Annotated in this window: 13 protein-coding genes; 8 read left to right on the forward strand and 5 right to left on the reverse strand. The window is 71.8% G+C overall.

Annotation, left to right across the window (positions count from 1 at the left end; genetic code table 11):
* Window positions 1–5 precede the first annotated feature (5 nt).
* A complete protein-coding gene (locus CLT72_RS04480) occupies window positions 6–878 on the forward strand; it encodes a phytanoyl-CoA dioxygenase family protein (protein WP_101409642.1) in 873 nt (290 codons plus the stop codon).
* Complete coding sequence (locus CLT72_RS04485; RefSeq protein ID WP_158241962.1) at window positions 875–1,645, forward strand: class I SAM-dependent methyltransferase; 771 nt, start codon at window positions 875–877, stop codon at window positions 1,643–1,645. Before CLT72_RS04480 ends, CLT72_RS04485 begins: the two co-directional genes overlap by 4 nt.
* Window positions 1,646–1,651: 6 nt before the next feature.
* Here the strand turns inward: CLT72_RS04485 and CLT72_RS04490 are convergent, their stop codons facing one another.
* Genes CLT72_RS04490 through CLT72_RS04500 form a run of 3 tightly spaced genes read right to left on the reverse strand, consistent with a single transcriptional unit; the run spans window position 1,652 to window position 4,850 of the window.
* Entirely contained in the window at window positions 1,652–2,305 is a 654-nt protein-coding gene (locus tag CLT72_RS04490; protein WP_144082184.1) for an L-threonylcarbamoyladenylate synthase, read from the reverse strand.
* Window positions 2,305–3,192, reverse strand: coding sequence for a PHP domain-containing protein (locus tag CLT72_RS04495; protein ID WP_101409645.1), 888 nt, complete (start codon window positions 3,190–3,192; stop codon window positions 2,305–2,307). The genes CLT72_RS04490 and CLT72_RS04495 overlap by 1 nt, the downstream gene beginning before the upstream one ends.
* Window positions 3,189–4,850 carry a carbamoyltransferase C-terminal domain-containing protein gene (locus tag CLT72_RS04500; protein WP_158241963.1) on the reverse strand — a complete coding sequence of 554 codons (1,662 nt, stop codon included), beginning with the start codon at window positions 4,848–4,850 and terminating at the stop codon, window positions 3,189–3,191. The genes CLT72_RS04495 and CLT72_RS04500 overlap by 4 nt, the downstream gene beginning before the upstream one ends.
* 779 nt (window positions 4,851–5,629) lie before the next feature.
* Here CLT72_RS04500 and CLT72_RS04505 point away from each other — a divergent pair.
* Genes CLT72_RS04505 through CLT72_RS04530 form a run of 5 tightly spaced genes read left to right on the forward strand, consistent with a single transcriptional unit; the run spans window position 5,630 to window position 11,107 of the window.
* Entirely contained in the window at window positions 5,630–6,589 is a 960-nt protein-coding gene (locus CLT72_RS04505) for a carbohydrate ABC transporter permease (RefSeq protein ID WP_158241964.1), read from the forward strand.
* The gene (locus tag CLT72_RS04510; RefSeq protein WP_101409648.1) at window positions 6,586–7,440 is read left to right on the forward strand and encodes a carbohydrate ABC transporter permease; all 855 of its coding nucleotides are present in this window, start codon (window positions 6,586–6,588) and stop codon (window positions 7,438–7,440) included. Before CLT72_RS04505 ends, CLT72_RS04510 begins: the two co-directional genes overlap by 4 nt.
* A 34-nt stretch (window positions 7,441–7,474) precedes the next feature.
* Window positions 7,475–8,746 (forward strand): ABC transporter substrate-binding protein, encoded by a 1,272-nt coding sequence (locus tag CLT72_RS04515; RefSeq protein ID WP_158241965.1) that lies wholly within the window; start codon window positions 7,475–7,477, stop codon window positions 8,744–8,746.
* A gap of 28 nt (window positions 8,747–8,774) precedes the next feature.
* Window positions 8,775–9,968, forward strand: a complete 1,194-nt coding sequence (locus CLT72_RS04520; RefSeq protein WP_101409650.1) for a hypothetical protein — start codon at window positions 8,775–8,777, stop codon at window positions 9,966–9,968.
* Window positions 9,965–11,107, forward strand: a complete 1,143-nt coding sequence (locus CLT72_RS04530) for a glycosyltransferase family 2 protein (RefSeq protein WP_144082185.1) — start codon at window positions 9,965–9,967, stop codon at window positions 11,105–11,107. Before CLT72_RS04520 ends, CLT72_RS04530 begins: the two co-directional genes overlap by 4 nt.
* A 58-nt stretch (window positions 11,108–11,165) precedes the next feature.
* Here CLT72_RS04530 and CLT72_RS04535 read toward each other — a convergent pair whose 3' ends face one another.
* Window positions 11,166–12,101, reverse strand: a complete 936-nt coding sequence (locus CLT72_RS04535; RefSeq protein WP_101409652.1) for a TIGR03621 family F420-dependent LLM class oxidoreductase — start codon at window positions 12,099–12,101, stop codon at window positions 11,166–11,168.
* Window positions 12,085–12,948: a phytanoyl-CoA dioxygenase family protein gene (locus tag CLT72_RS04540; RefSeq protein WP_144082186.1), complete on the reverse strand. Its 864-nt coding sequence runs from the start codon at window positions 12,946–12,948 to the stop codon at window positions 12,085–12,087. Before CLT72_RS04540 ends, CLT72_RS04535 begins: the two co-directional genes overlap by 17 nt.
* Window positions 12,949–13,117: 169 nt before the next feature.
* On the opposite strand from CLT72_RS04540, the gene CLT72_RS04545 reads away from it, so the two are divergent.
* Window positions 13,118–14,080 carry a TauD/TfdA family dioxygenase gene (locus CLT72_RS04545; protein ID WP_158241966.1) on the forward strand — a complete coding sequence of 321 codons (963 nt, stop codon included), beginning with the start codon at window positions 13,118–13,120 and terminating at the stop codon, window positions 14,078–14,080.
* The last annotated feature ends 37 nt before the right edge of the window (window positions 14,081–14,117 follow it).

Below are 14,117 nucleotides of genomic sequence, written 5' to 3' on the forward strand. Positions count from 1 at the left end.
ACGCTATGAGCATTCAGCACGCCGAGGGTACCGGCACGGCGCCACGGTCGGCCGGCACCGACGTTCCGGGCATCAGGGAGGTCACCCGAGCGGAGATCGAACGGTTCTGGGAGGACGGCTGGGTCCGCCTGCCGAGGCTGATCGACCCGGCCCTCGTCGGCTCGCTGCTGCGGCGGGCGCAGCAGCTCATGGGGCCGAACGGGGACGCCAACGAGGAACGCCTCGGCTTCGACTTCGAGACCTCGCCCGCGTCGCAGTCCTTCCGCAGCCCGTCGGAGGTCGACGACCTCTACGAGCGCGTGGTGCTGTCCAGGCAGCTCGGCCGCAATGCCGCCCTGCTGCTCGGCCGCGACCACGCGCAGCGCTTCTTCGACGACATCCTGCTCGTCAAGCTTCCGTTGAGCCAGCGGCAGGACCGGGGCCAGGCGCTGGGCTGGCACCAGGACAAGAATCCCACCGACCGGTCGTGGATCTACTTCTGGATCCCGCTGGACCACGTGTCGCCGGAGCAGGGTGCGGTGCGGTACCTGACCGGCTCGCACAAGCTCGGGCCGCTGTGGCGCGGCGGCGCCTGCGTCGACCTCGACGAGGCCTACCGCCTCGCGCCGCGGCTGCGGTCCTGCCGGATGTCCGAGGAGATGTCGTTCGAGCCCGGTGACGTGATGGCGCACTGCAGCTGGGTGGTGCACGGCACCGACGCCAACGTCGGCACCCAGGCCCGGTGGGTGTACCGGCCGTCCTTCCTCCCCGCCGACGCGGTCTACATGGGCGTGCCGTCGCCGACCATCGCGGAGCGCGGCATCAAGCCGTTCGAGGTTCTCGACCACCCCGACTTCCCGGTCGTCTACGAACCGGCGGCGGGCGGCGGCGCCGGGTGAGCGCCCGGCCTCCGAGCGGCGACATCGCCCGCGGCAACCGGCGTACGTGGGACACGTGGAGCGACGGCTACCAGCAGAAGCACGGCGAACTGCTGCGCTCGGCCGCCGAGGCGTGGGGCCTGTGGCGCCGCCCGGAGGACGAGCTGCGGGTGCTGGATCCCGTCGCGGGTCGAGACGTGCTGGAGCTGGGCTGCGGGGCCGCGCACTGGGCGCGGTCCCTGGCCCGGCGCGGTGCCCGGGTGGTCGCCCTGGACATCTCGCTGGCCCAGCTGCGCCACGCCGGCCGACACGGCCGGGGCGACCCCGTACGCCGGCCGGCCCTCGTGCAGGCCGACGCGCACGGGTTGCCGTTCGCGGCCGCCTCGTTCGACGTGGCCTTCTCCGACTACGGCGGGATGTCGTGGGCCGATCCGTACCGCACCGTGCCGGAGCTCGCCCGGGTCCTGCGTCCCGGCGGGCAGCTCGCCTTCTGCACCAACTCGCCGCTCTTCGCCATGTGCTGGGACCACGAGAGCCGCACCCTCACCGGGCAGCTGCGCCAGGCGTACTTCGGGCTGCACATGCGGCGGGTGGCGCCGGACGCCGTCGACTTCGTCCTCGGCTACGGCGAGTGGGTGCGGCTGTTCGGCGTGCACGGCCTGGTCGTCGAACGGCTCGTCGAGGAGCCCCCGGCGGCGGACGCCCGGACCACGTTCGGCGACCGGCCGGCGGAGTGGACGAGCCGCTGGCCCATCGACGTGATCTGGAGCGTCCGCAAGCGTTCGTGAACGGGCTCACGGCTCCCGCAGCGCCGTCTCGACCGCGCGTGGGTGCACGGCGCCGGCGCGCACGACGGTGGGCTCCGCCGAGCAGTCCACGACCGTCAGGCCGACGCCGAGCGGGCACAGCCCGCCGTCGACGACCAACTCCACCGGTGCGTCGTGGGCCTCGACGAAAGCCAGGACGGCCGCCGGGGCGAGGGCGGGCGCACGCTCGGCCGGCGTGCGTCCGTCGCTGCGGCTGACGACCGTCGTCGCGGGCGGGTTGCGCGTACGGGCCGCGAGGCCGCCCAGCAGCCACGGGTCGCGGGTGACCATCGCGGTGCCGCTGCCCAGCCACGGGTGCCGCTCGGCGTCCTCGGCGCGCCGCCACGGCAGGAGCAGGGCCAGGTCGCCCGGCCAGAGCCGCGTGGCGAGCCGCCCGGCGACGGGGGAGAGCACGAACCGCGCCGCTACCGCCGCGTTCGACGGCATGACCAGCGCCAGCGGCTTGGCCGCCGGACGTCCCTTGGCGACGAACAGGGCGCGGCACGCGGCCTCGTCGCCGGAGTCGGCGCACAGCATGTACCAGCGGCGGGTCGGCAGCGCGACGACACCGCCGGCGTCGACGACCGCGGCGCAGGCGTCGAGGGTCGCGTTCGTGGCGGGCAGGACGCGTACCGGGGCCATCAGCGGCGCCGCCACAGGTCGTCGGGGAATCGGCCGGGCGCGAACCCGGCCGTCGCGGCGAGCGCCGCGGCGTCGGCGAAGCCGCGAGCGACCTGCTCGGGCCGGTGCGCGTCGCTGCCGAAGGTGATCGCCTCGCCGCCCTCGTCGCGCCACCAGCGCAGGATGTCGAGGCTGAGGGGGACGCGGGTGTTCACCTCCAGCGCCTTGCCCTTGGCGGCGAGTACGGCCAGCACGGCACGGTAGCCGTCCTCGAAGTCGGCCACCCGGTGCTCCGCGTGCTCGCGTGGCCAGAACCGCGCGGCGTAGTCGATGTGGGCCAGGACGTGGAAGTCGTCGAAGCGTTCGACGAGCTGCCGCACCTCGCCGAGGTAACGGCGGACGACCTCGCGGGGCGTGCTGACGTCGAGCGCCGCGTCGACCGTACTGGCTCCCGCGCCGGCCGGCAGGGTGTGCACGGAGGCGAGGACGCGTTCGAAGCCGGCGCCGCCGAGCAGGTCGGCGACCGTCCGCGGGTGCCGGTGCGGTTCGCCCAGTTCCACGCCGGACAGGATGCGCAGCTCCGGGAACATCCGCCGGCAGGCCTCGATGCTGCGGACGTAGCGCGGCACGTCCAGCGGCGGGGGAGTGAGCACCCGGTCGGTGATCAGGCCGCGCTTCCACTCGGGCGGCGTGACGGCCGCGGCGATGCGGCGCGGCGTGAAGTCCGCGTGGTCGGTGAACGCGATCGACGGCAGCCCGATGTCGACGGCGCGGCGACAGGCCAGCTCCATCGACGAGTAGGGCGCGTCCCAGGAGCACTCGCTGTGCACGTGGCCGTCCGCCGGGGGCGTCGCCGGGTCGCCGGACACCCCACCCGGTTCCTGTCGTCCCTCCTGCGGCGCCGTCATCCGACGGGCTTCCGGACCAGCATCGAGCCGATGGCCAGGGCGTCCAGGCCGGAGCCGAAGAACGAGCGCAGCGCGTCCTGCGGCGAGTGCACGATCGGCTCGTTGGCGAGGTTGAAGGAGGTGTTCAGGACGATCTCGGGATGCCCCCGGGCGGCCAGGCGGTCCAGCAGGCGACGGTACGGCGCCGGGGCGTCGTCGTCGAGGATCTGGGGGCGGCACGAGCCGTCGACGTGCACGACGGCCGGGATCTCGTCGCGCCTGTCCTCGCGCACCTGGCAGGCGGCCAGCATGAACCGCGAGGGACCCGGATCGACCAGGTACTTCTCGGCGGCGGCGACGGACATGCTGGGTGCCAGGGGCCGCCACTGCTCACGGTTCTTGATCGCGTTGACGCGGTGGTGCATCGGGCGGCGCAGCGGTGAGGCGAGGATGGAGCGCTGCCCGAGCGCCCGGGGCCCGAATTCGGCGCGCCCCTGGAACCAGCCCACCACCTGGCCGTCGGTGATGAGTTCGGCGACGGTGTCGGCGATGTCGTCGACGTCGGTGTAGGGCACGTTCCTGTCGCGCAGCACGGTGCGGATCTCGTCGTCGCCGAACTGCGGTCCGAGGCCGGCGCTGCCCAGCGCCCGGTGGGGGCGTTCACCCGCCGCGGCGGCGACGGCCAGCGCGGCTCCGGCACTGGTGCCGGCGTCCCCGCTGGCCGGGAAGATGGCGAGCTGGTCGACGAGGCCCGACTGCCAGATGACGCCGTTGGCGGTGCAGTTGAGCCCGACGCCGCCGGCCAGTACGACGTTGCGGCAGCCGGTCTCCCGTACCGCGCTGCCGACCAGGTGCAGCAACGCCCGTTCCAGGGCGCGCTGGCCCGACGCGGCCACATGGCGCTGCGATTCGCCCGTCTCGGCCGACACCTCGAGCCGCGCGTTGACGGGGTTGTACGCGTACCGTCGCGGGCGGGGCGGACCGAAGCGCTCGGCCACGCGGGCCGCCCACGCCTGCACCAGCGGCGGGCCGAAGTTCGGCCGGTCCTCGCCGAGCGGGCTCAGGCCGGTGTGGTAGCCGCCGTCGTCGTGCAGGACGAACGGCATCCAGCTCTCGTCGGGTGCGCCGTAGGAGGCGAGGCCCATGACCTTGCCCTCCTGGCCGAAGCGGAAGCCGAGGTAGTTGGTCAGGCCGAGGTAGAACATGCCGAGTGACTCGCTGATCGGCCAGTGGCGTTTCACCTCGATGGCCGTGCCGCGACCGTGGGCCACGAGAGTCGAGATGCGGTCGCCGACGCCGTCGGTGCTGATGATCGTCGCCTCGTCGAACCCGGAGGTGTGGTAGGCGGCGGAGGCGTGCGAGATCGGGTGCGACACCTGCTCCCAGCGGGGGCGCCGGCCGCCGGCGAAGTAGGGGTGCGCGAGCAGGCCGCCCAGCATGTCCAGCTGCACGTCGGCGGAGTCGGTCGCCAGCCAGCTCGTGGCGATGACGTCGACGTCGGCCATGGTGATCCCGGCCGTGGCCAGACAGTAGGCGCTCGCTTCCGCCGGCAGTTGTTCCTGCGCGTGCCGACGGCGGATGAAGCGTTCCTCCTCGGCCAGCGCCACGAGTTGTCCGTCGACCACCAGGGCCGCCGACGCGTCGTGACCCAGGCCGCCAGCGAGACCGAGAACAATCATGGCGTCACCCCGTGATCCGGTTGCCGGGCTTCGGTTCGCCTGCGCCGACGCGCCCGCCTGGCTGCGTCGGCAGACCGGCGTCCGCCTTAGCCTTGCCGAACCTCGGCAGCGTGTCCAGCCCCCGCCGCAGGACGTGCTCATCGAGGAGTGACTATATGTGCAGGACCCTCTGCCGAATGGTGGAACGGAAATGCCGGTTCCTTGACATTCGAAACGGCCATCGAATGCCGTCATAGACGAAAGAGCCGGGCGCGACCGGTGCCGGTGCCGCGTCTGGTGCCGGCGCGGCCCGGGCCGCCGGCGCCGCGAGCTCCTGCCCGCGTGCGCCCCGGCGCGCGGGCCGGGGCCATGCCGGGCCGCCACACCCCCTCCAGGGGCGCCCGCCGGGCGAGCGGCACCCGCTCTGGCCGGGTTGTCGGTGCGGTTCGAGGCGGCTGCCGCTCGGCCCTCACCCGCACGGTCGTGCGTCGACGGCGACGGTTCGATCCGGGCCGTGTCGCTGTGACGGGCCGCGTCCGGATCGGCGATTTTCTGCCATTGAATGTCGCCTGTGCTGCACCATTGTCGCCCGTCGACCGCGCGGGTCGCGGGCGAGCGGAATCCGGGTTACGGAGTCGCGGGGACGGTGATAGTGTGCCGATCAGGTGATTCCCGGGCGTCGATCTTCTCCGCGCGGCGCCCGGAGCCGATGGCACATGTCACCAGCTATTCATCAGCGACATTGCCCAGTCTTAGATCCATTGCATCTGTGGTGCTCGTTCATGCGTACGGGGGGCGTCATGACCAAGCTGGATGCGCGTGCCCGACCGCGCCCACCGACACCTCGGCGTGCCGAGCGGCCGGCCTCGCGGCAGCGGCGACGGCGCAACGGCGAGACGCTGCTCGGCCTGCTCCTCACGGCGCCGGCGGTGCTGCCGCTGCTCGTCTTCTTCGTCGTGCCGAGCCTCTTCGTGGCGGTGATCTCGCTCTACGACTGGAGCCTGCTCGGTGACTCGCCGACCTTCGTCGGGATCGACAACTACCGCGAGCTGGCAGGCGACGAGAAGTTCTGGCAGGCGCTGCGGCAGACCGCCTACTTCGCGCTGCTGACCGTGCCGACGACCACGGTGCTCGGTTTCGTGCTGGGCTGGGCGCTCTACCGGCGCATCCGCACCGGCCACGTCCTGGAGTCGGTGATCTTCTCGCCGTACGTGCTGCCGCCGGTCGCCACGGTGCTCACCTGGTCGTGGATCTTCCACGGCGACTACGGCGTGCTCAACTCGCTGCTCGGCCACCTCGGCATCGGCCCCGTCGACTGGCTCGGCGACCCGCGCTGGATCGTGCCGGCGATGGCCGTCTACGCGGTGTGGCAGGGCACCGGCTTCAGCCTCGTGCTCTACCTGTCGAGTTTCGGCCGCATCCCGCGCGAGGTCTACGAGGCCGCCGCGGTCGACGGCGCGGGCGCCGGGCGCATGCTGCGCAGCATCGCGTTCCCGCTGGTCAGCCCGACCACCTACCTGCTGGTCGTGTTCAACACGTCGGTGGCGCTCAAGGTGTTCGTCGTCAGCTTCATGTTCACCACCGGCACCGGTGGCACGGGGCTGAGCGGGCTGACGGTCAACCTTTACCAGTACCAGCAGGCCTTCGTGAACTTCGACGGTGGCTACGGTGCGGCGGTGGCGACCGCGCTGACGGCCGTCATCATGGCCGTGCTCGCCGTCGGCGCGGCGCTCGGCCAGCGAAGGGTCTTCTACCGGTGACGCCCTGGCTGCGGGGCCCGCGCACCTGGCGCGACCGGGTCGGCAGCGTGCTGCTCTACGGCACCTGCCTGCTCTTCGCCCTGCCCGTCTACTGGATGCTCGTGCTCTCGATGTCCCGGCCGGACCAGGCCGCGGCGGTGTCGCCACCGCTGGTGCCCACCACACCGTGGCGCAACTTCGACGCGGTGCTGACGGCGCAGGACTGGCCCCGCTACTTCACCAACACCATCGTGGTCGCGCTGTCGATCACGCTGCTCGCCACGCTCACGTCCTGCCTGGCCGCCTACGCGCTGGTCAACGTACGCCTGCCGGCGAAGCGGATCCTGTTCGGCATCGTCATCGCGGCGTTCGTCGTGCCGAGCGAGTTGAGCTTCGTGCCCAACTTCGCCGTGCTGCGCACGGCGGGTCTGCTCAACACCTACTGGGCGCTGATCGTGCCGTTCATGGCGAGCCCGCTGGGCATCTTCATCATGCGCCAGCGCTTCCTCTCGCTGCCGCGCGAGCTGTGGGAGGTCGCCTACGTGGAGGGCTGTTCGCACCTGCGGTACCTCTTCACGATCGCCCTGCCCAGCAGCAGGTCGGCGGTCGCGGCGACGGCTCTCATCAGCTTCATCGCCGGCTGGAACCTCTTCGAGTGGCCGCTGATCTTCACCACGGACGAGGCGGTGCGGCCGGTGCAGGTCGCGCTGTCGTACTTCAACAACGTCGACGCCGGCTCGTCGCCGACGATCCTCGCGGCGGCGGGAGTGCTGGTGACCGCGCCGGTGCTCACGGTGTACCTGCTGGCCCGCCGCCAGGTGACGGCGGCGATGACCGGTGACGCGCCGGAGGAGAGGTCCGCTGCCCGATGACGACGATTATGGGAGAGCACGGATGAGACAGTCGTTGCGTGTCAGACGGTTGGTGGCGCTCACCGCCGTAGCGGTGCTGGCGGGGACGTCGGCCTGTGGCGGCGGCGGGGACGAGGCCGCCGACGGGCGCATCACCGTGACGGTGGGCACCGCCAACCAGGGCGCGGTGCTCAAGTCGCTCACGGAGATCGTCGGCTCGTTCAACGCCAGCCAGAGCGAGATCACCGTCAAGTTGCAGCAGTACCCCGACCCGGCGACCCTGTTGCAGAAGACCCTGGTGCAGCTCTCGGCGGGCGAGCCGCCGACGCTGTCACCGTGCCAGCCGTCGTGGGCGGCGGCCTACGCGAAGGCCAACGGCCTCGTGGACGTGAGCACCATGTTCGGCGCGCCCGGCGCGATGACGGCGCAGGACCTCGACGACTTCCACCCGGTGCTGCTGAAGTCCACGAAGATCGACGGCCGGCAGCTCACCCTGCCGTTCGACCGCAACATCTCGTTCCTGTACTACAACAAGGGGCTGCTGCGACAGGCCGGTCTCACCGCGCCGCCGACCACGTGGGCGCAGTTCGCGGAGTACGCCGCGAAGCTGAACACGGCCGACACCTGGGCGGCCGACTTCTTCAACTCGCCGTTCATGGTGTCGGTGTGGAACTCGATGGTCCACGCGTACGGCGGCAAGGTCCTCGACGACGGGCAGACGAAGGCGGCGTTCAACTCCCCGGCGGGGCGCGACGCGCTGAGGTTCTGGGTCGACCTGGCGCAGAAGAAGCACATCCGCGTGTCGTCGGAGCCGTCCGCCGGCCAGCTCAACTTCGGCGCCGGCAAGACCGCGCTGTACGTGTCGGACAGCACCGCGCTGTCCTTCATCCGGCAGAGTGTGGGCGACAAGTTCGAGATGGCGGCCGCGCCGATGCCGGCCGGGCCGGCAGGGACCTTCGCCGAGATGGGCGGGGCCAACATCTGCCTGTTCAACAAGGCGCCGAAGAACGTGCAGGAGGCGGGGTTCCGGTTCATCACCTACCTGCTGAGCACGTCGAAGAACGGCGACTTCGTCAGGGCCTCCAACTACCTGCCGAACCGCCGGAGCACGATCGAGGAGCTCAAGGGCTTCTACGCGCAGAATCCCGTACCCGCCGTCGCGGTCGCGCAGATGGAGCACGCCATCGACCCGCCGACCGTCCAGTCGTGGCCGCAACTGGCCGGGGCCATCCTGGTCCACCTCCTCGCGGCCGTGCGCGGCGAGGAGACCGTCGAAGACGCGCTCACCAAGGCAGAGAAAGAAGTCAATGAGATTCTCGACAAGTGACGGCTCTGGGCAGGAGGACGCAGGCGACATGGTGCGTGAGATCAGGTTGTCGACGGTCGTGATGGCCCATCCCGACCGGCGACACCAGGCCGAGCAGCTCCGGCGCCGCCACCCGGACCTGGACATCCAGATCGTGCTCGACCCGGATCCCGGCGGCCGGCCGGCCACCCTGCGCACGGCGAAGCTGGCCTGGAGCACGGTACGCGAGGACGCCACCCACCACCTCGTGCTCCAGGAGGACGTGCAGCTCTGCGACGGCTTCACCGCGGCGGTCCACCAGGCTCTGCGGGTGGCGCCGGAGGGCGCGGTCGCCCTGCACGGCAACTGGGTGATGGCCACCTCGCAGGCGGTCCGGCTGGCGGCGTTCACCGGCGCCTCCTGGACCCCGGTGATCGACTCGTGGGCGCCGACCCAGGCCCTGGTCATGCCGGCCCCGCTCGCCCGGCAGTTCGCGGGGTACGCCGAGCGTTACGCCGTCGACAAGCCCGACAACCGGGCCATCTTCGAGTTCCTCAGCGAGCACGGCCGCAGGACGTACGTCGCGGTGCCCAACCTGGTCGAGCACCGCCCCTCGGGGAGCCTCCTGCTCAACGACCTGTTCTACGGCGTGCGCAACTCGGCCGTGTTCCCGCTGGGGCACGACCTCGGGGTCGAGCCGTTCACCGGCGCCGTGGCCGAGCCGCCCGCCGTGGCGCACATGGGCCTGGGCGACTTCGAGTCGCTGTGCCACTACGAGCCGCTCGGTCGGCGGGAGCGGTCCACCATGAACATCAACGAGGTCTTGTTCCCTGCCGGGATGACGGCGCCCGAGGTGGAGGAGGCGTTCGCCAGCGACCTCGACTACCACCCCGAGGCGGTCACGACCGGATTCGGGCCGAGCATGCTGTTCCAGTTCTGGCTGACGAGCTTCACGCAGGGCGTCATCGCCCGCGGCATGCTGGAACCGGCCGGCCCGACGACGTTCGACAAGCAGCTCGACGCCGCGCCCTGGGCCCGGCTCGCGCTGGGCACGTTCGCCGCCGGCGCGCTGCGCAAGACGTGTCCGCGCGAGCGGATCCTCGACACGGCCGCGCTGATCACCCCGCTGTGCGTGACGGGGATGCGCGCCGGCTTCGGCGCGATCGAGTCCTGGCCGGGTCTGCGGGCGCTGTGGGACCCCGACGGCAACGCCATGCGGCCACGGTGGAACGACGGCACGGAGAAGGAGGACGAGCCGAAGTGACCGCCAGTGACACCGGGTCCGCCCTGCGCCTCAGCGTCGTCGTCCCCTCCTACGACGCCGGTCCGCAGGTGCGCCGCCTGCTGCGGTGCCTGGCGCTGTGCCAGCTCGACGCCGGCGACTCGCTGGAGGTCATCGTGGTCGACGACGGCTCCACCGACGGCACCGGGGAGCTGCTGGCCGATCTCGAGCTGCCGTACCCGCTGACGTACGTGTTCCTGCCGCGCACCGCGGCCTCCGGCCGGGCGGCCGCCCGCAACGCCGGGATCGGGAAGGCCACCGGCGACGTGGTGGTGCTGGCCGACGCCGACCAGATCGTGGCGCCGGGCTTCGTCGCCGCGCACGCCCGCTACCACCGGCTGCGCGCCGATCTGGTGGTGGCGGGCCCGCGGGGGGACCTGGGTCCGGGCGGGATCGACGACGAGCGCCTGGCCCGGGAGTTCTCGCTGGAGGCGCTGCCGGCGGTCGTCGGCTGGGACGGTCGTGACCGCGTACTGGCGGCGTTCTCGCAGAACTTCAACAACCTGGCCACCTCCTGGCACTACGCGTTCAGTTGCAACCTGTCGGTGCGCCGGGAGCATCTTCTCGCGGTCGGCGGCTTCGACGAGGGGTTCCTCGGGTGGGGCCTGGAGGACTCCGAGCTGGGCTACCGGCTGCACCGCCGGGGGCTGGCGTTCGCGTTCCACCCGGGGGCTCTCGCCTACCAACGCAAGCGCGAGGTCACGCCGGAGATGTTCGGGCAGTGGCGCCGCAACCTGGACCATTTCGTCGACAAGCACGGTGGCGTGGCCGAGGTCGCGGTCCAGCAGGTCATCTGCCGGGCGTTCGACCCGGCCGACCGCAGCCTCGACTGGCTGGACTGCATGATCCGGATGGAGTTCGCGGCGCGCGCGCTGGCGGGCAGGCTGCCGGAGCCGTCCGCGTACGAGCTGGTCGAGGTGGACGACGCCACCGTGTCGGCGACGCTCGCCCGGCTGCCGGAACTGGCGGCCGAGCGGGACCTGGTCGTCATCGACGACACGGCGGGGGCCGTGCTGGCCGGGCCGGTGCAGTGCGTCACGACGCCGCGGGAGCTGCTCTACTTCCACCGCCCGTCGGCCGCCGCCCGGCAGGCGATCCTCGCCCGTCACCGGCTGGCCTGACGCCTTCCGACCCGGCCCGGCGAGGGGCACCCGCGCGGGTGCCCCTCGCCGCGCGGGATCAGGTGCCGGCGAGCCGGGCGACGACGGGGGCCATCGCGTCGATCGCGGTGTCCGGGATCGTCACCCGCGACGCCCCCCACCGCTCACGCCGGGCCAGCAGCGTCTCGGTGACCTGCTCGGGCGTGCCGACGAGCAGGCTGGGGATCTCGGCGATCTGGTCTTCCCGTACGCCGAAGGTGGCGCTGAACTCGGCGATCGTCGCGGCGGGGTCCGATACGACGCGGCACTCGTGGATGGCGAGGTCGATCTCGGGCCGCGCCGGCCGGCCGGCTGCGGCGGCGCGCGCCCAGCGCACCCGGTCGTCGATCTCGGTGTCCCAGTACGTCGACCGGCGGCCGTCGGGTCGCCTGCTCGGCGCGATGCTCACCGTGTCGGCCCGTCTGGCCGCCAGCTCGATCAGCCGTCGCCGTGACCCGCCGATCAGCAGCGGGATCGGCTTCGCCGGCGCCGGCAGGTTCGTCACGTCGGCGACCGAGACGTGGCGCCCCTCATGGCTGACCGGGCCGCCGGCGAGCAGCGCGCAGACGACCTCGACGTACTCGACGAACCGCTCGAAGCGCTCCGGACGGGTGCCGAACGGGATCCCCGTCTGCGTGTAGTCGCTCTGCCGCCAGCCGGCGCCGAGCCCGATCTCGGCGCGTCCACCGCTGAGGACGTCCAGCGTCGCGAACTCCTTCGCCATGATCACCGGGTTGCGCAGGTCCTGGCACAGGACGTAGGTGCCGAGCCGCAGCGTGGTGGTGGCCGCGGCCGCCATGGCCAGCGCCGTGAACGGCGCCATCGGCTGGTGGATGTGATCGGTCATGGTCAGCAGGTCGTACCCCGAGCCCTCGACCTTGCGTGCCAGCTCCCGCCACTCCTCGACGCTCCTGGCACCGCCGGTCGCGACGCAGAAGCGGAACGGCGCGGGCCCGCCCTCACCTGGCGTCGGCATGCGGCATCTCGGCGAGGACGACGCGGTGCCGGCGGAGTACCTCGACCGCCTGCGGGAGGTAGCTGCCGGGGAAGCGGACGCGGTGCATCAGCTCGTGGCGTTCGATGTCACGCTGGAGTTCCTCCGACGGCAGGTTGCGGGTGCGCAGATAGTCCACGCGGGCCAGGAAGTACTCGATGTACCGGTCGAGCTGCCGCTGGTCGTTGCGGGACGCGCTCCAGAAGACGCCGTACTTGCGGCGCGCGGCCGAGCCGTCCTGCGGGGTGCCGCGGTGCATCACCCTGCCGTCGAAGACGATGAGGTCGCCGGCCCTGGAATCGATCGAGACGACGTCGGGGTAGGCGCGCATGAGGTAGTCGTCGTCCGGGACCTCGTCGTCGGCTGCCCACCTGTGCGATCCGGGTCGGACGTCGAGCCCGCCGCCCGCCCCGGGCAGGTTGTCCTGTAGGTACACGACACACTGGACGTGCCTGAACCGCGGGTCGTACACGTGGCTCGCGTCGGAGAGGAACTTCGGGGAGAACCCGTTGTCGACGTGCCATTCCGTGCGGCGGTTCAGCCGGGCCACGTAGTTCGGATAGTAGGCGAGACTGCCGCCGAGCCACGTGGTCAGTGCCGCGATGACGCGTTCGTCGAAGATGAAGTTCATCTCGGGCATCCGCAGCAGCGCCGTGGCCTCGATCTCGTTCTCGGCGTCGGCGTCGGCGAGCAGGTAGCTGTCGCAGCGGGCGCGGGCCCGCTCGACCTGTTCGGCGGAGAGGACGTCGCGGACGAGGAGGTAGCCGTCCCGCTCCAGCAACGGAATTCCGCGTTCCACGCTGTCGAGCGTGATGCTTGGAGTGTTCATCGGTGGCCCTTCGGATCGTCGATCTGTCGCCACGCAAAGGACATTGACCGTCGGCTCCACCGTACACGCCCGGACGTCCCGACAGACCTCCATCTCATAGATGACCGACGATTGCCTATTGCGCTAAGGTCGTCGGCAGTCATCGATTGCTCCTGGAGAGGATCGCGACGTGGACGGTGGAGACGCACGACGGTGGACGGGGGCGTCGCTGCGGGCCGACGGCTCCTATCTCGTCACCGTGAGCCGGGACGAGGTGGCGCACCTGGCCAAGGAGCTTCCCCAGCAGTTCGAGGCCCCCCGCGACGAGGCGGGCGCCGACCGGCACCGACCGGACGCCGCGGCGCTGCTCGGCGCGCTCGCCGCAAGGATCGAGCGCCCCGTCGGCCACGGCTGCGGCATGGCCATCGTCACCGGCGCCGGCCTGGCGGACCTCACCGACGGGCAGTTGCGCTACCTGCTGTACGGGCTGTCGCTGGTGCTCGGCAGGCCGATGGCCCAGAACCCGGCCGGCGAACGGGTCGTCTCGGTGCTCGACGAGCATCCGGGCGACGCCCAGGCGCGCGGCTACCGCACCAACAAGGCGCTCCTGATGCACACCGACGCCGCCGACATCGCCGGGCTGCTCTGCCTGCAACAGGGTTCCAGCGGTGGGAGCAACGCCTTCGCCAGCGCCGAATCGGTCCACGACGTGCTGGTGGACGAGGTGCCCGAGCTGGTGCACGAGTACTACCGGCTGTGGGAGTGGGACGTGCGGGGCCAGCAACGCCCCGGCACCGGCCCGACGCTGTCCTCGCCGGTGTTCAGCTACTACGCGGGCCGGCTGCGCTGCCGCTACGCCTCGGTGCTGCTCCGCCAGGGCGCCGCCCGCGCGGGCGGTCGGTTGACCGCCGAGCAGGTGGCCGCGCTCGACCGGTTCGAAGAAGTGGCCCGCCGACCCGAGCTCCAGTTGACCTACCGCCTGAGCCGCGGCGAGAGCATGTGGCTGAACAACTACACGATCCTGCACGCCCGCGAGGCGTTCGCCGACGAGGCGGTCTCCGGCCAGGTACGCCACCTGCTGCGGACCTGGATCTGGCAGCACGACGGCCCGCCGCTGGCGCGCTGCTTCGCCTCCTCGCGGGAGGTGTACTGACGCCGCACCGCCCCGGTGATGCCGGATTTGAGGGTTC

This window comes from Micromonospora sp. CNZ309 (assembly GCF_002846525.1).

What these genes read in the sequence shown, in the direction of transcription:
- CLT72_RS04480 (WP_101409642.1), top strand. Translation starts at nt 6, where the DNA reads ATGAGCATTCAGCACGCCGAGGGTACCGGCACGGCGCCACGGTCGGCC.
- CLT72_RS04490 (WP_144082184.1), bottom strand. Translation starts at nt 2,305, where the DNA reads ATGGCCCCGGTACGCGTCCTGCCCGCCACGAACGCGACCCTCGACGCC.
- CLT72_RS04495 (WP_101409645.1), bottom strand. Translation starts at nt 3,192, where the DNA reads ATGACGGCGCCGCAGGAGGGACGACAGGAACCGGGTGGGGTGTCCGGC.
- CLT72_RS04500 (WP_158241963.1), bottom strand. Translation starts at nt 4,850, where the DNA reads ATGATTGTTCTCGGTCTCGCTGGCGGCCTGGGTCACGACGCGTCGGCG.
- CLT72_RS04505 (WP_158241964.1), top strand. Translation starts at nt 5,630, where the DNA reads ATGACCAAGCTGGATGCGCGTGCCCGACCGCGCCCACCGACACCTCGG.
- CLT72_RS04520 (WP_101409650.1), top strand. Translation starts at nt 8,775, where the DNA reads ATGGTGCGTGAGATCAGGTTGTCGACGGTCGTGATGGCCCATCCCGAC.
- CLT72_RS04535 (WP_101409652.1), bottom strand. Translation starts at nt 12,101, where the DNA reads ATGCCGACGCCAGGTGAGGGCGGGCCCGCGCCGTTCCGCTTCTGCGTC.
- CLT72_RS04540 (WP_144082186.1), bottom strand. Translation starts at nt 12,948, where the DNA reads ATGAACACTCCAAGCATCACGCTCGACAGCGTGGAACGCGGAATTCCG.